We start from the raw sequence: 21,392 nt of genomic DNA, 5'->3' as shown, positions 1-21,392 counted from the left end.
CATCGTCTAGCGGGCGCTTCTGCCAAGATCGCCATCGTCTAGTGGGACTTCATGCCAAACGACGTCAGGTGCCTGCTGGCACGAGACGCAGGTAGGGCATGGAAAAGTTGGCAGAAGTCTCCGATAGGGCATGGATTTCGCCAAAATCCATGCCCTAGAAGCTTCTCATGCCAAGATCGCCATACTCTAATGAACTCTCGTGCCAAAGAGCTGCCAGACAACCCAGATTGGCAGGTCTGCGGCCGCAAAAGCCTGCCAATCTAGGCTTCATGGCCCTGGGCGCAGCTAAACTGCGGGATCACAGAGGGTAGATTGGCAGACTGTCGGCTCAATAATCCTGCCAATCAACCTAGCTTGGCAGTTTGCTCTGCCAGACGCTCCAAGTTGGCAGACCTGCCGTTGCGCCGCTCGCCCATGCGCCCCGTGCTGCCGAGAAACCCCACCATCCCAGGTTGTGAGCTAGAACGGGTCGGGATAGAAGCGCATCCCGGAGGGGGTGCGCACAAAGCCGATGTTCGCCAGCACCTGGGCCCAGTGAGTTTTGAGAACCGTCTGCTCATCCACCAGTTCCACTTCGATCTTTTGGTTGGCCCAAGAGAGGCCTTGGCGCTGGGCGGCAGCTTTCTCGGCAGCCAAAAGCGCCTGGATGGCGTGGGTCACCAGGGCATCATCGCTGTTGGTCGTGGCGGCGGCCGATGGTGCAGCGGTGTCCACCTGCTCATCGTCTTCAGCTGACATATAGACATATATAGATTTGAGATGCACGCTCGCATAGAGCACCGGGGCGCCGTCGGCGAAGACGCAGTGGGCGTCAGCCCGGCGGGTGGGCTTCTCGGCACTTGCAGGCCAGGGGAAGAGGGCACCCAGGGGTTGGGCGGGATCGGTGGCGGACAAGACTCGCAGCTCAGGGGCAGCGTGGGAAGTGGAGGGTGGCGTCTGCGGGGTGTCGGCAGCGGGGGACTTGGAGTCAGCGGGGGCGGGTTTCTCGGCAGCGGACGCGCGAAGGGCCTCCACAAAGTCGGGGGTGGCGTACTGCAGCGGGCCCAGGCCGTCCACAAACTGGCCGCGCCAGAGACCCCCGGTGTCTTCCAGCGCGCGAAGGGCCGGGTAGATCTGGCTGAGTCCGCCGGGAATGGCGGCGACGCGGGCCACCTCGGGGGTGAGGACCCCGTAGCGGTCCAACGCGGATTGCACCAGAGCGAGGGCGCGCTCAGTGTCGGCGGCCTCGGCGGCTTGGGTGAGGGCCCAGCAGCCGGAAAGCGCCGTGTCCACGGGAACCGAGGCAGGTCGGGGCGCCCGCGATGCAGAAGCGCGGCTGTAGCGGGAGCGGGATCGGCGGCGGGTGGGAGCGGCTTTGGGCGCTTTGGCGGGTTGGGTAACCGTGCGAGCTGGTCCAAAGGAGTCCACCAGCACTAGACCGCCCCACAGGTAGTCTTCCAGCTGGCTCTGGATCTCTGCCGAGCTTGGGGCCGCTTCGCCGCGCCCTGCCGCAACGGTGGCGCAGGCCTCCTTCAATGCCGAGAAGGACCAGCCGCCTCCCTTGGACATCGCTTGCCAAAGGGGGTTGTCGGCGGCAGTGGCGGCAAGATCGTCGGCGCGCTGGGGCGGGGTGATGCCGGCGAGTTTTTGGGAATCGGCGGGATCGCTGGAATCCGGCGCGTCAGGGGCGTTGGGCGCGAGATGCGCGTCTGCGGCAGCCTCGGCGGCCAGCGGCAGCGGGGCGAAGGGGGAGTCGGTGGGGAAGAACGCCACCTGGTAGCTGGGCTTTTTGGCAGCGTCCAGCGTGCGGCGCCCCTGCCACACCACCTCGCCGGTAGCCAGCAGCTCGTCCAGCAGCTTGGGGGTATAGCCGGGCACGCGGGCAGGGAAGACCACCTGCTCCCAGGCGCCGGCCTCAAGCCACACCCCCTCGTAGAGGGCGATGCAGGAAGCCAGCAGATCCACAGGGTCTGCCTGATCGCGGGTGTCTTGGGCCGGGATCTCCTGAAGGCGCCAGAGGCTTTCCAAATAGGTGTCCATACCCACGGGCTCCATGGCCTCCCGGGCGGCGGCCAGCGAGCGTTTGCGCAACTGTTTGAATACTGTAGCAGCCACCCACAGGCGCTCGTGACCCAGCTCGTCTATGCCAAAGTCGCCGCGCAACAGGCGGTCCTGGGCACTCAGGCGCTCTAGGGCGTCGGCCACAGGCTCTGCGCCCAGGCCCAGAGAAGCTGCGGCCGCCTGGGTGCTAAAGGGGCCGTGACAGCCTGCGTAGCGAGCCATTAGGGCATCCAGAAAGCGGCCGGGTTGCTCAGGGGTCCGGATGCCAAGTGAGGGCGACAGCGGGAGTCCCACTAAGACATCAAGCTCCTGAGCTGCGGGTTTCTCGGCAACGGGGGCAGTCGTAGGAGCGGCCGGCGCCCAGGAGGGTACTGGGAGGCCCAGCACCTGGTGGAGGGCCTGGGCGTCGGTGGCGGCGATCCAACAGGGCTGGCCGGCGACGGCGCCCTGGAAGACCTGCTTTTCCTGGGACAGTTGGGCAAGCCAGGCGTCCGCCGCATTTGCAGGGTCGCAGCGCCGGGCGATCTCATCGAGCGTAAGCGGTCCCAAAGCCCGCAGCATGCGGGCGAGGCCGGCGGGGCTTGTGGCCTTATGTCCAGAGGCGAGCCACTGGAGCTGGGCTTCCAGTTGGCGCAGGACGGCGGGGTCTATGAGGCTGGAAAGGTCAGGGGAGCCCAGAAGGTCGGCCAGCAGGGAGGGGTCTATGGAGAGCAAGGCGGCGGAGCGCTCGGCCTGGGGCTTGTCGGCGTCGTAGAGGTGTTCCATGACGTAGCCAAAGAGCAGGTTGCCGGCGAAGGGCGACGGCGTGGTGGTGGCTACCTGGGTGATGGCCACCTGTTTGGAGCGCAGCTGGCCCATGAGGTGGGCCAGGCCGTCTAAGTCGTAGACGTCCTGGACGCACTCGCGCAGCGCCTCCAGCACCATAGGAAAGTCCTCCAGCTGCCGCGCCTGCTCCAGGAGCTGGGAGGCTTGCAGCCGCTGGGCCCACAGCGGCGCCCGCTTGCCAAAGGCGCTGGGGCGCATAAGGAGGGCGCGAGCGGCACATTCGCGGAAACGCGCGGCAAAAAGCGAGGTAGAAGCCACTCTTCGCTGTACGGCTGCGCGCAGCTCCTCCTCTTCGAAGATGAAGATCTCCGGTCCAGGCACCTCGCCCGCAGTGGGCGAAAGCCGCAACAGAATGCCGTCGTCTGCGGCCATGGCTTCCGGGTCATAGCCCCAAAGGCGCTCGATGCGATCGGCCACCGCCAGCGCCCAGGGAGCGTGCACCGCCCGGCCAAAGGGGGAGTGCAGCAGCAGCCGAGTGTCTCCCACCTCGTCTTCCACCATCTCTATGACCAGCGACTGCCCGCTGGGGATCACGCCGGTGGCCGCCCGTTGGCGAGCCAGCACCTGCCCCAGGCTCCCGATGGCGTCGGCCTCCATCCCGCATTGGACGAGGCGAGCCCTAAAACTCTCATCGAACTCCGTGCCCTCGAGCGCAGAAGAGGCCGCCGCCAGAAACTCCCCCTTGCGAAGGCCGTCCTCGTAGGGCCTGCCGGGCCCTTCCCCATGCCAAAAGGGCAGCCGAGAAGCCCGCGCCTTCGCAGGCTTCACCAGCACGCGGTCGTTGGAAATCTCGGTGATGCGCCAGGTGGTGGTTCCAAGAGTGATGACGTCTCCCACCCGGCTCTCATGGACCATCTCCTCGTCCAGCTCGCCCACGCGCCGGCGCCCTTGTCGCCCCTGGGCCTCGTGGGTGAACACCGGGTAGAGGCCCCGGTCGGGGATGGTGCCGGCGCTGGAGATGGCCATGCGTCCTGAGACCGGCAGGGGAGTGAGCAGGTCTTCTGCCTGGTCCCACACCAGCCGAGGGGCGAAGCTCTCCAGGTCGTCGGTGGCAAAGGCGCCAGCCAGCATAGCCAGCACCCGGTCGAAGGCTTCACGGGGCAGCTCTGAGAAGTTGGCCGCCCGTCGCACGGTCTCAAACCACTGCGAGGCCCGAAGGCCCTGAGGCGCTTGGGACACCGCAGCCACGGTCTGCTGTGCCAGCACGTCCAGAGGGTTCTTTACCAGCCGAGTGGCTTCGATATCCCCTGCCAGCATGGCCTGAGCCATCACAGCGCAGTCTATGAGCTCGAGTTTTGTGCGCGGATAGAGGATGGCCTGCGACCGGCCTCCCACCCTATGGTTGGCGCGGCCTATACGCTGGAGCCCTGAGGCTACCGACAAGGGCGGAGCCACCTGGCACACCAGATCCACTGAGCCCATATCGATGCCCAGCTCGAGACTGGATGTGGCTACCACGCAAGGCAGCGAGCCTGCCTTAAGCTCGCTCTCGATGGCCAGCCTGCGCTCCTTGGACACCGACCCATGATGGGCGCGCGCGATAGTCTCGGCCCCTTCGGGCAGCGGTTCTGTGTGGGAATCGGGGGACCCGAGAGAGCCCCTGAACGCCCCCTCGACTACCGGGGCGCCTTTTGGCATGAGACCGGCTTCTTGGGCGTGGCGCTCGTTGAGCCGGGCGGTAAGCCGTTCGCACAGCCCGCGGGAGTTCACAAAGACGAGCGTGGAGGTGTGGCTTTCGACTTGGGAGAGGAGCTCGGCTTCCAGCGACGGCCAGATGGAGCGCGAGCCCACTCGGGACTCCCGGGACATCTGGGGCGCCTTGGGCTGCGAAGCGCCGAAGGCTCTCTGGCCGGAGGGCGCGGGTTTCTCGGCAGCCTGGGCGCCCATGGCGGCCTTGAGGCTACGGTCGGTCTTCCAGGCATCTTTGGGTGCGGGAGCGCGCGTGAGCTTAGGTGTGCCAGTGCCCAAAAACTCCGGCACTGCATTGATGTTTGCCACTGGGATGCGCACGGCAAGGTCGATAGCCGGCGCTGGAGCATCGCCCACCACTTCCACCGGATGGGCTCCTCCCAAAAACCGCGCCACTTCTTCCACCGGCTGCACGGTCGCCGAAAGCCCCACCCTCTGCGCCGGCGTCTCCAACAGCGCGTCCAGGCGCTCCAACGAAAGAGCCAGGTGGGCGCCTCGTTTGGAGCCGGCGATGGAGTGGATCTCGTCGACGATCACCGTCTCCACCCGCGACAGCACCGAGGCCGCCTGGCTGGTGAGCATGAGATAGAGCGACTCGGGAGTGGTGATAAGGATCTGGGGCGGCTTGCTTTTGATGCGCGCCCGCTCGCGAGGCGGCGTGTCGCCGGTGCGTATGGCCACGCTGGGCAGCACTGCCGGCGCCCCGGCCGCGCTATCAGCGCCCAGGTCGACCGCTCCGGATGCCGCCAGTTCGCCCAGCTCGGCCAAAGGGCGGCGCAGGTTCTTCTCCACGTCGGCTGCCAGGGCCTTGAGCGGCGACACATAGAGCACCACCACGCCTTTGGCGGCAGGCGGGTCGCTCATAAGCCGATCGATGGCACACAGGAACGCCGCCAGCGTCTTGCCCGATCCTGTAGGTGCCACCGCCAGCACGTTCTTGCAGTCCAAGATGGCGTTCCAAGCCGCCTCCTGTACCTGCGTAGGGGCCTCGAAGCTCTGGGCGAACCATTGGCGCACCAAGGGCGAGAGGCGCATGAGCGCACTATGTTCTTGCCGAGAAGCGCTGCTGTGGGCAGCCGATGAAGTATCCATACAACCAGACTACCCCTGTGGCTGGCTACCAACAGCCGAGGGCTGCAAACGAAGGGCTGCCTTTTGCATCACATGTTGGCAACCAAGGGCGCCGTGTATGCGTTGACCTTGTCTTTGAATGAGATTAATTATGCTTTGTATCGACATTACATGAGCGAAGAGGATGCCTGAGCCTCCATTCGAGAGATCTCAGAGGTGTTTGACCTGGTAGATCTCACCGGACTCCTTGTATATAGCGCACTGGATTCCAATGAGGCAGACTATGAAGACGGGCTTATTCGCGCTGCTGCAGAGGCACTGCAGGTAGATGCCGTTGTGAGCTATGACAAAAAGGCGTTCAAAGGGTCTTACATTCCTCGCAAGACTGCCGCAGAAGTACTGGCGAGGCAAAGTCTGGGAGCGCCAGACGAATAGGCGCTGAGCAGCAACTGGCTGTGGCGAGGCGTAGGCATTGGGAACGGTGAACGTGCAGGTATTGCAAGGGTATAGCTGCACTAGTAAGGGTATAGCTGCACTGGAAAAACTCTCTGCATCAGCTACGTCTGGTGTAACTAATGTAGCAAGTTTTCAGAGGGACGCATGAGCATGTTTGTAGGAGCCTGTTTCCGCCTGCACGCTTTAGCAGCACGCGTCCATGTCCACCTGCAGCCCATTGCATGAGAGTCACTTTGCACTAAAAAGGACCCTTGCAAAGGGTCCTCATACACAGCCTGTGCTCGCTGGGCTCACCGCGCGTGCAGGCTTGATTTACTGGCGGAGGAGGAGGGATTCGAACCCTCGTACGTGCGAAGCACGTAAACGGTTTTCGAGACCGCCGCATTCAACCACTCTGCCACCCCTCCATAGGGTGAGCGGCACCCGTAGGTGCCGCCTTAAACATACTGGCGGAGAGTCCGGGATTTGAACCCGGGAGACGGGGTTACCGCCTACACGATTTCCAATCGTGCTCCTTCAGCCGCTCGGACAACTCTCCTTATGCAATTGCAACGGCTAGAATAACACATCGGCGCTCCAGTGTGTAGAAGAATAAAAGTGCCCGCTGCCCTCATCGCACCAACACATCATAATGGTGCATGGTGTGCAGCTCTGCATGGTGTGCAGCTCTGCCTGGTGCGTCGCTCCCTACATGGCGCGCCGCTCTGCATGGGGCACAGGCAGACTCGCACGCAGGCTGCACGCGCTACTGTCATCGATTTCGAGGAGAATCCCGTGGGCACCCTCTTCACGACGCTCAATCCTCAGTTCATCACCCTCACCATGCCCGAGTGGATCGATATGGTCGCTGTGGTGGTGGGCTCGGCCTTTGGCGGGCTCACGGCTTCAGAGCGCAAGCTGGACCTCTTTGGCGCTGCAGGCCTGGGTATGCTCTGCGGGCTTGGCGGCGGCCTTATCCGCGACATGATCATGCAGTGCGGCAGCGTCTACATGCTCTCCAACGACTGGGCCATTCCTACGGCGGCGCTGGCCGGGACCGCGGTGTTTTTCTTCTCGGGGTTGTTCAAGTCGTTGGATAAAGCCACGGCCATCGTGGACATCCTGGCGGTGGGCATCTTCACCGCCTCCGGTACCGACAAGGCCATCATCCACGAGCTCCCCGTCATGGCGGCCCTGCTCATGGGCGTGCTCACCGGCGTGGGCGGCGGCATGCTGCGCGACATCTTCCTAGGCGACGTCCCCCAGATCTTTAGACCAGGAAACCTCTACGCCTCCTGCGCGCTGATATCAGCGGCGGTCTATTGCGCCCTGGTCTACGCCGGGCTTGTGAAGGGGTTCGCCGTGGTGGTCTGCGTGGCCGTCTGCTGCCTTTTGCGCTGGCTGTCGCTTAGGTTTGGCATTACCACGCCCAGCCCGGTGGACTATACGCCCCGGCTCATCGACTATACCCGCAGGCTCAAGTATCGCACGGTGAGTAATCCCTACATTCCCTATCGTGGCAGCCGAATGGGCCACAGCGTGCGCTGGGATTCCTCTACGGGCTCGTTCGCGCCAGCGCCAAGCAGCACCGACGCGGCCCAACAGGCTCGCGAGCAGCGCCGCGACCAGATGAAAGAAGAAATCAAACAAGAACTTCGCGAGGAGCTGGGCGAAGAGCTGGAGGCCCGGGAGCGCGAAGCTGCAGAAGGGCAGGCCAAAGGTTCCGCCGAGGCCATCTTCGCCCCTCACGAACCTGCCGAGAAGACCCTCCTCATGCCAGAGCCCTCTCCCAAAAAAGAGACTCTCACAGATCCCGACGACCAGCTGCCCTACCGCTAGGCCAGCGCCAGTTATCGGGTGGTAAGGGATTCGTAAAAGCTTGCACCTTGGAGGGCCAGGGGTTTCTCGGTAAAGGTGCGCTAGTATGAGTTCCACGACCACGCAATGGCACTGCCTCCTACATGAGAAGGGCCTCCCATGGCAGACACGACGTTTGTGAACGGACACTACCTCTCCCGTGCCTGGCGCATGATGACGCAGGACAAAGGCTGGCTGGCCCCGATGTGCATCCTGGCGCTCAGCCTCTATGTGCCTATCTTCGGAGCGTTGGGGGTGGCGGGCTACGGGCTCTGCTGGGCTCGGCTCACTGCCTGGGGAGTGGACGCGGCTCCCAAGCAGCGCGGCGTGCGCGTGGGCGAGTGCATCGGCGCCGGATGGCGCGCCTTTGTGATCTCGCTGGGCTGGGGCCTCTTGGCAGGCATCGTGGCCTCGGCGCTTGCCTGGATGATGGATTTCGCGGGGACCGGTGGCAGCATCGTTTTGGGGATCCTTCTCGTGGGCCTGGATATTTTCGCAGGCCTTCTGGTGCTCGTGGCCAACCTGAGGGGCTGCATCTACCAAAAGATCGGCGCCGGGTTTGGCTTCTCACAAGTCTGGACCATGTTCGCCTATGATCTGGGCGGCCTCTTCCGCATCCTTGGCATCGCCGTCTTGGGGGGCTTGGTCACGGCCATTCCCCTGGCGATCGCGATCTTTTCTATGATCCCGTCGGTTATGTCGCTCCTGTGGGGTGCCTATTATAGCTACGCCACCAATAGCGCCGCCCTCATCGCGACCTCGGTGGCAGGGCTCATCCAATCGGCCATGCTGCCCATGCTTTTGGCAAGCTACGTCGCCAATGTGATCAGCGTCGTCGCCATGCTTTTGGTCTACACTGCCGGCGCCCTCTGGATCCGCCAGTTCAACGTGCCTGTCTGGGGAAGCCCCTCCGATCCTGTGCCCCTGTCTTCCGGCTCCGATCCTGTGCCTACGGGTTTCTACAACCCCTATCCGCAGCCTCAGCCAGCATCGCAGCCTCAACCGTCTCCCGCAGCTCAGGCTGCTTCGCAGTCTCAGGCGCCTGTCTCGGCGGTCGCGCCTGGACAGCCTGCAGCTCCCGCAGAGCCCCAGCCTTCCCTTGCCGAGAAACCCGCGCCCCAGCCGCCTGTGGCAGAAGAGCAGGCGGCGATCGGGCCATCCTCCTCTCAGGCACAAGAGGCAACTCCCATCCAGCTGGTGTTGGACGATCAGCCGCAAACAGACGTCGAGGCGGACGTCCAAGAGCCAACCGTCGACTCCCATGACGGGCGAGAGGAAGAGGCGGATGAGTATGAGGACGCTCCCGAGCCTCCCATCCCCGGAATGGGGCGCCCCATTGCCGACGACGATGAGGGCGAGATAGTGACGCCCCTCATCGTGCACAAAGAGGATGAGGAGGAAGGCGGCGAACCCGAGGAGTAACCAGGCCTCAGGGTTGCCAGCGCCTACAAGAGTATTAGTGCAGGCTGTCTTGCGCGCCAAAGAACTGTAGGGAAGGGCCGCTGCCAATGGCCCTTCTTTTTTATGGATCCCGTGGAGCCTCATCTCGAATAACAGGAACTTCACAAGGCTTACCTGGGATTTTGCCGGTTTGGTCAAAAAATGGCCAGCGGCGGGACAGAAATGTGACAAAAGCCGGTGAAAGCCTTGGAGCCAGCGGCTGCGAGCCTGAGGGTGGTTCTTCTCGGCAGGTACTGTGTTGTGAGAATCATCCAATGATGTGTGTTAGCTGGGGAGGCGGGTCTGCTGTGCTAATATCGAACACTGACCTTTCCTGCCTCGGGCGCAAACCTTCACGACCCGAGACCATTTAGCCCGGAGGAGGTGAAATCATGAAGGCCTATGAGATTCTGTTCATCGTCGACCCCACCATCAATGAGGAGACCCGCGCTGGCGCCCTGAAGCGCATCGATAGCGCAATCACTGAGAATGGTGGCACCATCGACAACGTCGACAACTGGGGCAAGCGCAAGCTCGCCTATGAGATCGACAAGCTCACCGAGGGCGACTACACCCTCATCAACTTCCACGCAGACCCCACTCAGATCGCCGAGCTCGACCGTGTGTGCCGCATCACCGATGCCATCAAGCGTCACATGATCGTCCGTCGTCCCGACCACGAGTAATGACTGCGAAGTGACCCATCCGGATCACTCAAGGAGGCTGTTTCACCATGAGCATCAATCGAGTAACCATCACCGGCAATCTCACCCGCGACCCTGAGCTTCGCGCGCTGCCTTCGGGGAGCAGCGTGTTGTCCTTTGGCGTGGCCGTGAATGATCGTTGGCGCAATCCGCAGACCCAGCAGTGGGAGGATCGCCCCAACTACATCGACTGCGTGATGTTTGGCAACCGGGCTCAGTCGCTGGCGAACATCCTCCACAGGGGGATGAAGGTGGCTATCGAGGGCAAGCTGCGCTGGAGCCAATGGCAAGACCGCGAGTCTGGCAAAAACCGCTCGAAGATCGAGGTGGTTGTCGACGAGGTCGAGTTCATGAGCTCTCGCGACCAGCAAGGCCAGCAGGGCCAACCGGGAGGCTATCCTCAGCAGGGCGGTTATGCTCAGCAAGCCCCGCAGATGGGCGCCCCGCAAAACCAGAGCTTCACCGCTTCTACCCCCGCGCCTGCCCCTGTCCAGGCACCGCCTGCTGGCGATGTCTACGACAAGGACATCCCGTTCTAATTATTCCGGCCTCCTGCCGGTATACGAAAGGTACTCAAAGACATGGCTACTGAATATCAGCGTCAGCCGCGTCGCAAGTATTGCCAGTTCTGCAAGGAGGATGTCGAGTTCATCGACTATAAGGACACCCAGCTCCTTCGCAAGTACATGACCGATCGCGGCAAGATCAAGCCCCGTCGCGTCACCGGCGCCTGCACGCAGCACCAGCACGACATCGCCAACGCCATCAAGCGCGCCCGCGTGATGGCTCTTCTGCCCTACACGGTACCCGTGGTATCCAACCGCGGCGGCCGTCGTCGCGACTAGAGGCACCAGGTCTCATCGTGGCCTTTAGAGACGACAAGAACTCTGACACTCAAGAAGAGACCGGTCTGGTGCGCTACGGAGAAGAACCTCCCATGCAGCCCAAACCCTCTCAGCCTCGCCCCTTTGTAAGCGCCCTTATCTGGTGCGGCTTTGGGGCGGTGGCCCTCACCAGCATTGCCGTCATTGGCGTCGCCATGGTGGCCTACGGTACCTCGCGAGGGATATCCGCCAAGCTCTCCCGCTCCTATCTAGGGGCTCTGGCGGCTGCCTCTGTGGCAGGCCTCGTCCTGGGATGGCTTTGGGTCCAGGGCAACTTGGGTGTGGTGCTCCAAGGCGGCGTGGATCTGTGCGTTGCGCTTGTGGTGGGCGGCCTGGCGGCCAAAAAGCGTGCCAACCTCACGGTGGACTACGCAGCAGCCGCACTGGCAACCCTTGCCACCATCGGACTCAACTGGCTGGTGATGTCTCTGGCCGGCGAAGACTTCTTTGCCGCCGTCCGCAGCATCATCGACACGCAAGTCCAGGCGATCTCCAAGGCTTCCGGCCTTGAGATGGCAGCGCAGATTCGCTCTGTGATCTGGGTTATCTACCTGCTTTGGCCCTTCGCCTACTTTGTGGCGGCTGGCTTGAGTGTGCTTGCAGCCCACTTTGCAGGCTGGGTGGCCCGCGAGACTCCGGGCACTCCTCCTACCTGGAGAGCCCAAGCAGCCGATGCTCCCACCTGGGCAATGGTGGTGCTTATCGGCAGCATTGCCCTCATGGCCTTCAACTTCTTGTTTGGGCCCTTGAGCCAGGCGGCCGCCACCGTGGGCGCCAGCGCCCTTATGGCAGTGCGCTTCGTCTTCCTTTTGGAGGGCTACGGAGTCCTTATGTGGTGGCTTCAGAAGTATCAGGCCGGGTGCCTCATAAGGTTCCTGGTGATCCTTCTGGCACTGCAGCTAGAGGCATCGTTCTTTGTCGTCAGCATCCTGGGCGTCGTAGATTTCTTTGCGAACTTTCGCCACCTCGACCGTGGCGAGCCAAAGGCATCTGCCGCCTGATGGATCACAAGAGTTTTCGCCGGCCGCTATCGGCTGGCCGATCAAAGGAGTAGTCCCATGAAAGTCATCCTTCTGGGTGAGCTCCGGGGCAAGGGCGGAGAGGGCGACATCATCGACGTCGCCCAGGGTTATGCGGAGAACTACCTGTTCCCCAACGGCATCGCCCAGCCTGCCACCCCGGGCAACATTAAGCAGCTCGAGCAGCGCCGCAACAATATTGCCCAGCGCGAGGCCAAGCGCATCACCGATGCCGAGGCCCTCCGCGAGCAAATTGACGGCAAGGTTGTAGTCGTCGACGTCAAGGTGGGCGACGAGGGCCAGCTCTTTGGCTCCGTCACCAACGCCATGGTGGGCGCTGCCCTGAAAGAGCAGTACGGCATCGAGATCGACCGCAAGCGCATCGAGATCAAGAAGCCCATCAAGACCGCTGGCCTCCACGAGGTCATCGTTTCCATCTACCGCAATATCTTCGCCACCCTGGGCGTCCAGGTGGGTCAGCCTGAGGACCTTCCCGCAGGCGACGAGGAGGTTGCCGAGTCTGAGGAGCTCGCTGTCGAAGGCGAGGCTTCTGAAGCTCCCGAGGCTGAGGCTCCCGCCGAGGCCTAGTGCACCTTGCGTTTTTATGAACGGCTTTCCTAGGGCTCCACAGAGGGCTCTAAAGAAAGCTGCCGAGAAGCCCGGCCACAGTTTCAGGGGACTTACAAGGCTCTTGTGACTGTGAGCTGGGCTTTTGCTATAGATCGATCGCCATGGGTTGTTAATAACCCCCTATTTCGACAATCCTGGGCGAGGGGTTGCCTAATTGGACACTTCAAGTCAAGGGCTATTTTTATTTGTAAGGTGTGCTCTTTTTGGACAGCGGCTCCCCCTTTGGCTGGGTTTTTGAAAATAACACAGCATCTACCTGGTGGTTTATGAAGGTGCGAAGCAGCTGCGAGGCGAAATCCCAGGTATTTGGGGCAACGGGGAAAGAGCGAACAATCGTTCGCAAAATGTTGAAAAGAATTTTACCGAGGGTACTAAAACATGTTGAAAACGTTGAAAACCCAGAAAGCGGCAGGACAGAGCCTTACCCCTTAACAACATCGGCCTGTTGAGAGTGGAAAAGCAATCATATATGAAAACAACGGAGGGCTTGGTTTCGGAGTACTATGCAGTCCGTGAACTCTGGCTCAAAGGAGCGTGCAATGCCTTCAGCCTTAACCCCCGCCGGCTTTAGCGGCAGGGACGCTGCCCCCACAATGCCCCAGGATATCGAGGCAGAGCAGTCGGTGCTCTCGGCCATGCTGCTTTCCCCTGATGTATTGCAAGAATGCCTGGTAGAGCTGCGTGACGAGGACTTTTTCATGCCTCGTCACCAAACCATCTTCTCCACCTTGCGCGACATGTTTGACGCATCGCTGCCTGTCGATCCTGTGACGTTGGCGGACAGGCTCAAGTCCTCCAAGCAGCTGGAGGCCATCGGCGGCCCCCGCTACATCACGGAGATCACTTCCAACACCTTCGCGCTCTCCTCTTGGCGCCATTACATGGAGATGCTCAAGCGCGATTCCACCCTGCGCCAGCTCATCACCGCCACCGCAGAGATCTCCAGCCTGGCTTTCGACGCGCCAGAGGACACCAAAGAGGTCATCGACTCTGCAGAGCGCATGATCCTCTCTGTGACCGACCGCGACGTGCGCTCCAACTACATCACCATGCAAACGGCCATGCAGGACCTCTACCTGCAGCTTCAGGAGCAGGCGGCCGCCGGCGAGGATGCTTTAGGTGTCAAGACCGGCTTCCAGCAGCTGGACCACAAGCTGTTGGGTCTTCGCGAGGGTCAAATGGTGGTAGTGGGCGCCCGCCCTGGCGTGGGCAAGACCTCCTTCGCCCTCAACCTGGCGGTGCAGGCGGCGGAGAACGGCGCCACGGTGGCTTTCTTCTCCCTGGAGATGAGCTCTACAGAGATCGCCCAGCGACTGCTGGCTGCACGCTCTGCGGTGGGCTTGCAAAAGATCCGCAGCGCCAACATCTCCGGTGAGGAGTGGCCTGCGCTGCTCCAGGCTTCAGAGGAGATCTCCAAGCTTGACATCCTTATCGATGACACCCCCGGCACCACCGTCACCGAGGTGCGCGCCAAGGCCCGCCGCATGCTCCATAACAAGGAGAAGGCAGTGGTCATCCTGGACTACCTCCAGCTGGTGAGCCCGCCACCCTCCAAGCGCTCGGACTCCCGCGCCACCGAGGTCTCGGAGATGAGCCGCGGCATCAAGATCATGGCCAAGGACCTAGGGGTGCCCGTCATCGCCCTCTCGCAGCTCTCTCGTCAATCGGAAAACCGCACCGGCAAGCGCCCTCAGCTCTCCGATCTGCGTGAGTCCGGCGCCATCGAGCAGGACGCAGACATCGTCATCCTGCTGGACCGCTCCACCACCCCCGAGGAGGCCGAGCGAAAAGACCGCCCCGACGAGGGCATCACCGAGTTCATCGTCGCCAAGAACCGTTCCGGCCCCGTGGGCACCATCGAGATGGTGTTTCTCAAAGACCAAACCAAGTTTATGGAGCTGGACCGCACCCATGCCGACATGGCGCCTCCAGCCTAGCTTTTCTGACGCCTTGCGTTGTGCCTTCAGAGCAGGACGTCCCTCCACTATACTGAGGAATGATGCTGCGCCGTCACGGAGGGCGGCGCTAAAGAGTTTGAGGGGGAAGAAAACCAATGGCCTCGACGATTCTTGTGGGTACCCAGTGGGGCGATGAGGGAAAAGGCAAGGTCACAGACCTCATCTCCGGCGAGTACGATGTGGTATGTCGCTGCCAAGGCGGCGCCAACGCCGGTCATACCGTGGTAGCCAACGGTCATAAGTTTGGACTGCACCAGATCCCTTCGGGCGTTATGTATGAGGGTGTCGTGCCTGTCATCGGCAACGGCTGCATCGTCGACCCCTCGGTGGTGCTCGAAGAATTCGCCACCCTCGACGAGCAGGGCGTCTCCTATCACAACCTCAAGATCAGCGGCAACGCCCACATCGTGATGCCCTATCACAAGGATCTTGACGGGGCCAACGAGCGCCGCCTGGGCAAGAACCTCATCGGCACCACCCGCCGCGGCGTAGGCCCCTGCTATTCCGACAAGGTCTCCCGCATAGGCCTGCGCATGCAGGACATGCTGGATGAGAAGATCTTCCGCGAGAAGCTGGAGACCGCCCTTGCCGAGAAGAACCCCATCCTCGAGAAGATCTATGGCCTTCCTGGCTACACGGTGGATCAGATCTGCGAGACCTACCTGCCCTATGCCGAGCGCCTGCGCCCCTACATCATCGAGAGCTCCCGCTACTTGAACGAGGCCATCACCGAGGGCAAGAACATCTTGTTCGAGGGCTCCCAGGCCACCATGCTCGATATCGACTTTGGCACCTATCCCTTTGTGACCAGCTCCAACTGCACGGCTGGCGGCGCCATCACCGGTTCTGGCGTAGGTCCCAAGCACATCGATCGCGTGTTGGGCATCGCCAAGGCCTACCTCACCCGCGTGGGCTCCGGCCCGTTCCCCACCGAGCTCCCTCAGGGAGACGAGATCGGCGAGCTTCTGTGCGAGGTGGGCCACGAGTACGGCGTGACCACCGGCCGCAAGCGTCGCTGCGGCTGGTACGACGCCGTGGTGGTCAACTATGCCGCCCGCGTCAACGGACTCACCGATCTGGCGGTCACCAAGCTGGACGTCTTGAGCGTGCTGGACACCATCAAGGTGTGCATCGCCTACGACGTGGATGGTGTGCGCTACACCACCGTGCCCGAGCACCAGTCGCTCTTCTACAAGGCCAAGCCCGTCTATATCGAGCTGCCCGGCTGGAAGTGCGACATCTCAGGCGTGCGTAACTACACCGATCTGCCCCGCGAGGCCAAAGACTACATCGACCTCATCGAGCGCCTCTCGGGCGTGCCGGTCTCCCTTATCGCGGTAGGCCCTGATCGCGAGCAAACCATCAATCGCCACTGGCGCTAAGCCATAGCGTCTGCCCGCAGGATTCGCGAGAGGAGGGCCTCTGTGTTTCGCATCGTCTGTGATACGTTGTCCGATTTTCCCAAGGAGTGGTGCGAAGCCCACGATGTCCATCTGGTAGCCATGCACCTGCGAGGCAAGTATAAGGATGAGCTCGATGTGCTGGGCGTCCATCCGGCCGACGTCTACGTAGACCTGGCAGCCAAGGGCATCTTACGCCTGTCGCAGCCTTCGGCTGCCGAGTTCATGGAGGTCTTCAACCAGCTCATCGACCAAAGCGATGATCCCATCATCTGTATCACAGCCTCTTCTGCTCTGGTGCAGGTGTTTGATAATGCGGTGGCCGCTGCCCGAGAGGTAAAGAAGCGCTGCCAGGTGGCCGTGATCGACTCAAAGCTGGTCTCTGCCGGCGAAGCCATGGTGGTGGCAGACCTGGTTCATGCCCGTCAAGTAGGCATGAGCTTCGAAGAGGCCATCGAGCATGTGCAGCAGCTTATCCCTAGGGTCACCGTGCTGTTCATCACCCCGCCAGGGGCCGCGCTCTACAACCATACCCGCTCCAACCCCTTAAAGCGCTTGCGCACCATCGTGGACGGCTGGACGGGATCCTACGGGTTTGTGGCCATGGACGGCCGCGGGCACCTCACCCGCGTGGGGCACCACGGTGACCAGCGGCTTTTGGCGGGACGCATTGCTCGGCTTATGAGCTTGGATGCCCAGAGAGAAGGGCCTCTGCGCTACATAGAGGTGTCGGTGGGCTTTCCCAGAAACCTGTCGATCTTGGAAAAGCCGCTGGATACCAATGAGTTCATCTCCACGCGATCCACGGTGATAAATGCCTCGGGATCGGTGGCGGTGGCGTTGGGTTTGGGGGCCATGGGCATTGCTTACGCGCCCGTGCGCTATCTGGTGCATGAGTCCTCGGAGACAGATCCCTTGAAGGATCTGGAGAGCTTGGAGAGAGAAGGGCTTGTCGCCCACGCGGACGACAACCTTTGAGAGAGGAGAGTCGCTGTGGATGTTCTGCTTTTGGGTGCCGGTGGCCGAGAAGATGCCCTCTTGAGGGCAATGGCAGCTTCGCCTGCGGCTGGGCAGCTGTGGGTGGCCCCGGGAAACGGCGGCATGAACGAGATCGCCCAAGTGGCGCCCATCGATCCTGAAGATGGCGTCCAGGTGACTCTCTTTGCTAAAGATCACGATATCGACCTGGTGGTCATTGGCCCTGAGGCTCCACTGGTGGCCGGCGTGGCAGATAACCTGCGCGACGCGGGCATCGCCGTCTTTGGTCCCAGCGGCGCTGCGGCCCAGATGGAGGGTTCCAAGAAGTTCGCTAAAGAGGTCATGGCAAAAGCCCATGTGCCTACGGCAGCCTATGAGGCCTTCGACAACGAGGCCGACGCCCTGGCGTACCTGGAGAAGGTGGGCGCCCCGGTGGTGGTCAAGGCCGATGGCTTGGCTGCGGGCAAAGGCGTGGTAGTGGCGCAAACCCTGGAAGAAGCCCAGGACGCGGTGGCTTCGTGTTTCTCGGGAGCCTTTGGCGAGGCGGGATCCACTGTGGTCATCGAAGAGTTTCTCAAGGGGCCAGAGGTCTCGCTGCTCTCGGTGACAGACGGCACCACTGTGGTGCCCTTGGCCACCGCCCAAGACCACAAGCGGGCGGGGGAGGGCGACACCGGCCCCAACACCGGCGGCATGGGCGTCTACTCTCCGGTACCCTTTGTGACCCCGCAGGAGCAGGCGCAGATGGAGACCATCAACGAGAAGGTCGTCCGCACGCTGGCGGCCCAAGGCATCCCCTATCAAGGCGTGCTCTACGGCGGCTTCATGCTCACCGCCCAAGGCCCCAAAGTGCTGGAGTTCAATGCCCGCTTTGGCGACCCGGAGACCCAGGTCATCGTGCCGCGCTTCAAGGGCGATTTCCTGCAGTTCCTCTATGGGGCCGCCACAGGCGCGCTGGACCAGGTGCCCATGGGTTGGGATGCCCGCTGGGCGGTTTCGGTGGTGCTGGTGAGCGAGGGTTATCCCGGCGCCTATGAGAAGGGCAAGGTCATCACCGGCATCGACGAGGCTGAGGCCCTTGACGGCGTCACGGTCTATCACGCGGGCACGGCTAAAAACGACCAAGGCGAGCTGGTGACCGCCGGAGGCCGTGTGCTGGACGTCACCGCCATGGCGCCCACTTTTGAAGAGGCTCGGGCACTGGCCTATGAGGCGGCCGAGAAGATCCAGTTTGAGGGAAAGACCCTTCGTCATGACATCGGGGCTCGTGCCGCCAAAGGGCGCGACGCCTGGGAGGTATAGCCCATGGGCAAAGAAGAGCTGCAGGAGACCCAAGAAGTGGAAGCCTGCGTGGATGGCGCATCCGAAGCTGCCACCTTGGAGGTGGCTGAGGCAGACTATCTGGCCGACGGCGACAGGGACGCAGTAGGCGAGGGCCATCATTCCGGCATGCCCTGCCGCCGCCACTTCGTGCCCGGGGGCGACGATCCTCGAGACGCCGCCATCTCCGAGACCATCTGCGGCGAGGAGCGCGCCTGGAACGGCAAGATCTTTGGGATCGACGTGCTCAAGGTGGAGCTTCCTGACGGCCGCCCAGCCCGTCGCGATGTGGTGCGCCATCCAGGCGCGGTGGCCATTGTGGCGCTTACCGACGATGGCCGCATCTGCCTGGTGCGCCAGTTCCGCACCGCGCTGGACCGCGTCACCGTGGAGGTGCCGGCCGGCAAGCTGGACCCCGGCGAGGACCCTCTGGCCTGCGCCCATCGAGAGCTGTTAGAGGAGACCGGTTTCAGGGCGCAAAACATGGGCTACTTGACGTCCATCGTGACCTCGGCGGGTTTCTCGGATGAGATCATCCACATCTACATGGCCACCGGGCTCACCTTTGCCGCTTCAGACCCGGATGCCGACGAGTTTTTGAATGTCGACCTAGTAGACACCGGCGAGTTCATCGACGCGGTGCTCGACGGCAAGGTAGAAGATGCAAAAACCGTGGTGGGGGCTCTGGCGGTGGACGCCATCAGCCGCAGGCTTGAGTAGTGAGCTGTCGAGAAGACTTCAGATCTCTAGGGTTTAAACAAGTTAATGCTCACAGGGAAGTGTGAGAACGCAGAGCGCACCGTGGGGTGCGCTCTTTAGATTGAGCGTACCGCCTAGAAGGCGTGTATATTCTAGGGCCAAGGCAAGGCCTAGGCCACTTTGACCGGACGGACCCCGATAAAAACGGTCAAACGCGTGAGCCAACTCCACTTCATCGGGGATTTCTCCGTCATTTATCACCGTGATTGTCACAGCGTTGTCATGTATAGACCCATGGATTTCCACATGGCTTTGGGCATGTCGCACGGCGTTAGATGCCATGTTTGACAGGATGGAATAGAGCATTCGGTAATCGGAAACTACGTGCAGTTCCTGGGGGAGCTCGGGGATGAGGAGAATGCCCTTTTCGGTGGCTATTGGTGCGATATCTGTAAGGGTGTCATAGGCAATCTCTCGAAGATCTGTTGGAGCAAAGACGGGTGTTGCAACCATAGAGTCGACGCGTGAGAGCTCGAGTATGTCGTCGACCATCCTTTTCATTCTCAAGACTTCTCGTTCGATAACAAGGCATCCTTCGTTGAGGCTCACGAAGCCGTTTTGTAGCTGCGCGTTGTATCCTTCGATGGCCATTAAGGGGGTCTTAAGCTCATGGGATGCATTGGCAAAAAAGTCACGAGATCCCTTTTCGGCATTGGCAATTTGATTCCTCACAAATCGGCCGCCCAAGATCAGGATGGTCGCGGTTATGAGGCAAAGGCCGAGCATCACCATGGTACTTTGATTGAGAACTCCGTAGAGCGCTGTGGCATCAAACGCGTAAAGTGTAGTGGTGTGGTCACTGGGGAGGTGCTCACGGCTTGTTCCCGGGGCTACCCAAAAGATGTAGTCATGGCTTTGTATCAAGCGCATCTCTCCAGCTTTCCATTGGAAAGCCTCTTCTGTATAGGCTCGGGCGATATCCCATTGTATTTGGTTTGCGGTGTCAAGAGAGGGAAGCGCGGTCACGGCCAGCACATCACCGTCTTTGGCTTTTACCCAGAGGATCGTTGCTGGAGCTGTGGTGGTTTGACTTGAGGAGGCTCCCGCAGCCGTCTCTATGGATAAACGGGCCTCATCTATGATGTTGATGTTTTGAGCCACGTAGAGTGTCAGTACCAGCAAAAGCGAGGCTAAGGCGCCGCAGACAGTGAAGGTTGTGAGATGGGCTTTGGGGGTACGGGCACTCACGGCATATCCCTCTTGCTCAGGCGGTAGCCGTAGCCCCATACCGTTTGGTTTATAACATTGGCATGGGCCTTTAGTAGCTTCTCTCTAAGATGACGATTGGCTTCGTCGGCTGCACGCGATTGGGTCGCATCTGAAAAGCCCCATAGCTCTTTGAGGAGCTCTTGACGCGTGATAGCTCGGTTCTTGTGCTTGAGATAGTACGCAAGCAAGCGAAATTCTGTCGGTGTCAGATGAAGCGGGGTTTGTTCCACAAGAACCCCTCGTGTTTGTTCATCGAGAGCGATGTTGCCAAAGTACAGCCGCCGCGCCGGCGTATGCATAGGCTCCCGGCGTAGCATGGCTCGGATTTTTGCCATGAGAAGCTGAGGCTTGAAAGGCTTAGTTATATAGTCGTCGGCGCCTCTGTCGAGACCCTGGCAAAACTGGGCATCGCTGTCGCAGGCGGTGAGAAGGATGATGGGAATGGAGGAGATCTCCCTCAGACGATCGAGAACAGAGATCCCGTCGATTCCAGGCATCATTATGTCAAGGACTACAAGATCACAAGGCTTTTCCTGAAAGGTATGCAAGAGGGATTCTCCGCAAGAGAATCCCTGGCCGTCATAACCTTCCTGCGCGAGAAAAGAACTTAGTGTTTTGCGCACGGCCTGCTCGTCGTCAGCGTAATAGATGAGACTCACTATGAGACCTGACTGTCGTTAACGAGGCAAACCTTGGTAGCGCTGTGAAGAGCTTCCTCGTGCTTGAAAGTGGGGTCTCCAAAATCAAAAGGCCCCGTCCAATGTACAAGTACCTCTGCTCCAGGCTCTATGTCATATACATTGATCCCCTGTCCGTCCTCGGTGGTGGCAGGAGTGTCTCCTGAGATCTCAAAGATGGAAAAATCAGGGTCGCTGGCAGGGCCGCTTTGATAGACATAGACGTTGGGGTTCGAAGAGATGCGATCGTCATTGATAAGCGCCGTGCTTTTTACCACGAGGCGTTGCGGAGTCCGAGCTAAGACTGTTCCACGAAGGACACATTCGGCGTTCTCGTCGTAATCCGTGCGGGCATCTCCACTTGGTCGCGCGGTTTGAGCATGGTTTGCATCAGGGGTGACATTGGCTTTAGGCGAGAGAGGCGCTGAGCAGCCACAAAGCGCGGTGAATGCAAAAAGCACCATGAAGGCCTTTAGGATGTTCGTCGATGTGGCCAT

At 61.2% G+C, this 21,392-nt stretch carries 17 protein-coding genes and 2 tRNA genes; 13 read left to right on the top strand and 6 right to left on the bottom strand.

Features of this window, described 5'->3' with window-relative positions; genetic code table 11:
• Positions 1-459: 459 nt before the first annotated feature.
• The gene (locus E5334_RS00960) at positions 460-5,646 is read right to left on the bottom strand and encodes a DEAD/DEAH box helicase (protein ID WP_136011743.1); all 5,187 of its coding nucleotides are present in this window, start codon (positions 5,644-5,646) and stop codon (positions 460-462) included.
• A 195-nt stretch (positions 5,647-5,841) separates the two neighbouring features.
• On the opposite strand from E5334_RS00960, the gene E5334_RS00955 reads away from it, so the two are divergent.
• Positions 5,842-6,060 carry a hypothetical protein gene (locus E5334_RS00955; protein ID WP_136011742.1) on the top strand — a complete coding sequence of 73 codons (219 nt, stop codon included), beginning with the start codon at positions 5,842-5,844 and terminating at the stop codon, positions 6,058-6,060.
• 337 nt (positions 6,061-6,397) lie between these two features.
• On the opposite strand, the gene E5334_RS00950 is transcribed toward E5334_RS00955, so the two are convergent.
• Both E5334_RS00950 and E5334_RS00945 read right to left on the bottom strand, forming a co-directional pair.
• Positions 6,398-6,488: transfer RNA gene (locus tag E5334_RS00950), tRNA-Ser, on the bottom strand.
• 40 nt (positions 6,489-6,528) lie between these two features.
• A tRNA-Ser gene (locus E5334_RS00945) sits at positions 6,529-6,619 on the bottom strand.
• Between the two features lie 170 nt (positions 6,620-6,789).
• Between E5334_RS00945 and E5334_RS00940 the strand changes: the two genes are divergently transcribed.
• The 12 genes from E5334_RS00940 (at position 6,790) to E5334_RS00885 (ending at position 18,970) form a co-directional block, all read left to right on the top strand.
• Positions 6,790-7,899, top strand: coding sequence for a trimeric intracellular cation channel family protein (locus tag E5334_RS00940; RefSeq protein ID WP_136011741.1), 1,110 nt, complete (start codon positions 6,790-6,792; stop codon positions 7,897-7,899).
• Between the two features lie 138 nt (positions 7,900-8,037).
• Positions 8,038-9,339, top strand: coding sequence for a DUF4013 domain-containing protein (locus tag E5334_RS00935; RefSeq protein WP_136011740.1), 1,302 nt, complete (start codon positions 8,038-8,040; stop codon positions 9,337-9,339).
• Positions 9,340-9,749: 410 nt separating this feature from the next.
• Positions 9,750-10,043 (top strand): 30S ribosomal protein S6, encoded by a 294-nt coding sequence (rpsF, locus tag E5334_RS00930; RefSeq protein ID WP_136011739.1) that lies wholly within the window; start codon positions 9,750-9,752, stop codon positions 10,041-10,043.
• Between the two features lie 47 nt (positions 10,044-10,090).
• Entirely contained in the window at positions 10,091-10,600 is a 510-nt protein-coding gene (locus E5334_RS00925; protein WP_136011738.1) for a single-stranded DNA-binding protein, read from the top strand.
• 42 nt (positions 10,601-10,642) lie between these two features.
• Positions 10,643-10,906, top strand: a complete 264-nt coding sequence (gene rpsR / locus E5334_RS00920; RefSeq protein ID WP_136011737.1) for a 30S ribosomal protein S18 — start codon at positions 10,643-10,645, stop codon at positions 10,904-10,906.
• 17 nt (positions 10,907-10,923) lie between these two features.
• A complete protein-coding gene (locus E5334_RS00915; RefSeq protein WP_136011736.1) occupies positions 10,924-11,946 on the top strand; it encodes a YybS family protein in 1,023 nt (340 codons plus the stop codon).
• Between the two features lie 57 nt (positions 11,947-12,003).
• Positions 12,004-12,552: a 50S ribosomal protein L9 gene (rplI, locus tag E5334_RS00910; RefSeq protein ID WP_136011735.1), complete on the top strand. Its 549-nt coding sequence runs from the start codon at positions 12,004-12,006 to the stop codon at positions 12,550-12,552.
• A gap of 581 nt (positions 12,553-13,133) precedes the next feature.
• A complete protein-coding gene (gene dnaB / locus E5334_RS00905; RefSeq protein WP_136011734.1) occupies positions 13,134-14,531 on the top strand; it encodes a replicative DNA helicase in 1,398 nt (465 codons plus the stop codon).
• A gap of 116 nt (positions 14,532-14,647) precedes the next feature.
• On the top strand, positions 14,648-15,934 hold the full coding sequence (locus E5334_RS00900) for an adenylosuccinate synthase (RefSeq protein WP_136011733.1): 1,287 nt from the start codon (positions 14,648-14,650) through the stop codon (positions 15,932-15,934).
• A gap of 42 nt (positions 15,935-15,976) precedes the next feature.
• On the top strand, positions 15,977-16,930 hold the full coding sequence (locus tag E5334_RS00895; RefSeq protein WP_167604241.1) for a DegV family protein: 954 nt from the start codon (positions 15,977-15,979) through the stop codon (positions 16,928-16,930).
• A 15-nt stretch (positions 16,931-16,945) separates the two neighbouring features.
• Positions 16,946-18,232 (top strand): phosphoribosylamine--glycine ligase, encoded by a 1,287-nt coding sequence (purD, locus tag E5334_RS00890; protein ID WP_136011731.1) that lies wholly within the window; start codon positions 16,946-16,948, stop codon positions 18,230-18,232.
• Positions 18,233-18,235: 3 nt separating this feature from the next.
• A complete protein-coding gene (locus E5334_RS00885) occupies positions 18,236-18,970 on the top strand; it encodes an NUDIX domain-containing protein (protein ID WP_369945781.1) in 735 nt (244 codons plus the stop codon).
• 42 nt (positions 18,971-19,012) lie between these two features.
• Here E5334_RS00885 and E5334_RS00880 read toward each other — a convergent pair whose 3' ends face one another.
• Genes E5334_RS00880 through E5334_RS00870 form a run of 3 tightly spaced genes read right to left on the bottom strand, consistent with a single transcriptional unit; the run spans position 19,013 to position 21,392 of the window.
• The gene (locus E5334_RS00880) at positions 19,013-20,197 is read right to left on the bottom strand and encodes a sensor histidine kinase (protein WP_167604240.1); all 1,185 of its coding nucleotides are present in this window, start codon (positions 20,195-20,197) and stop codon (positions 19,013-19,015) included.
• Positions 20,194-20,877: a response regulator transcription factor gene (locus tag E5334_RS00875; RefSeq protein WP_136011729.1), complete on the bottom strand. Its 684-nt coding sequence runs from the start codon at positions 20,875-20,877 to the stop codon at positions 20,194-20,196. The genes E5334_RS00880 and E5334_RS00875 overlap by 4 nt, the downstream gene beginning before the upstream one ends.
• Positions 20,877-21,392, bottom strand: a complete 516-nt coding sequence (locus E5334_RS00870; RefSeq protein WP_136011728.1) for a hypothetical protein — start codon at positions 21,390-21,392, stop codon at positions 20,877-20,879. Before E5334_RS00870 ends, E5334_RS00875 begins: the two co-directional genes overlap by 1 nt.

This window comes from Muricaecibacterium torontonense (assembly GCF_004793925.1).
Taxonomy (GTDB): domain Bacteria; phylum Actinomycetota; class Coriobacteriia; order Coriobacteriales; family Atopobiaceae; genus Leptogranulimonas; species Leptogranulimonas caecicola.
This window is presented reverse-complemented; position numbering and strand designations above follow the sequence as displayed.

What these genes read in the sequence shown, in the direction of transcription:
- rpsF (WP_136011739.1), top strand. Translation starts at nt 9,750, where the DNA reads ATGAAGGCCTATGAGATTCTGTTCATCGTCGACCCCACCATCAATGAG.
- E5334_RS00960 (WP_136011743.1), bottom strand. Translation starts at nt 5,646, where the DNA reads ATGGATACTTCATCGGCTGCCCACAGCAGCGCTTCTCGGCAAGAACAT.
- E5334_RS00940 (WP_136011741.1), top strand. Translation starts at nt 6,790, where the DNA reads ATGGGGCACAGGCAGACTCGCACGCAGGCTGCACGCGCTACTGTCATC.
- E5334_RS00870 (WP_136011728.1), bottom strand. Translation starts at nt 21,392, where the DNA reads ATGGCCACATCGACGAACATCCTAAAGGCCTTCATGGTGCTTTTTGCA.
- rpsR (WP_136011737.1), top strand. Translation starts at nt 10,643, where the DNA reads ATGGCTACTGAATATCAGCGTCAGCCGCGTCGCAAGTATTGCCAGTTC.
- dnaB (WP_136011734.1), top strand. Translation starts at nt 13,134, where the DNA reads ATGCCTTCAGCCTTAACCCCCGCCGGCTTTAGCGGCAGGGACGCTGCC.
- E5334_RS00900 (WP_136011733.1), top strand. Translation starts at nt 14,648, where the DNA reads ATGGCCTCGACGATTCTTGTGGGTACCCAGTGGGGCGATGAGGGAAAA.
- E5334_RS00885 (WP_369945781.1), top strand. Translation starts at nt 18,236, where the DNA reads ATGGGCAAAGAAGAGCTGCAGGAGACCCAAGAAGTGGAAGCCTGCGTG.
- rplI (WP_136011735.1), top strand. Translation starts at nt 12,004, where the DNA reads ATGAAAGTCATCCTTCTGGGTGAGCTCCGGGGCAAGGGCGGAGAGGGC.
- E5334_RS00925 (WP_136011738.1), top strand. Translation starts at nt 10,091, where the DNA reads ATGAGCATCAATCGAGTAACCATCACCGGCAATCTCACCCGCGACCCT.
- E5334_RS00935 (WP_136011740.1), top strand. Translation starts at nt 8,038, where the DNA reads ATGGCAGACACGACGTTTGTGAACGGACACTACCTCTCCCGTGCCTGG.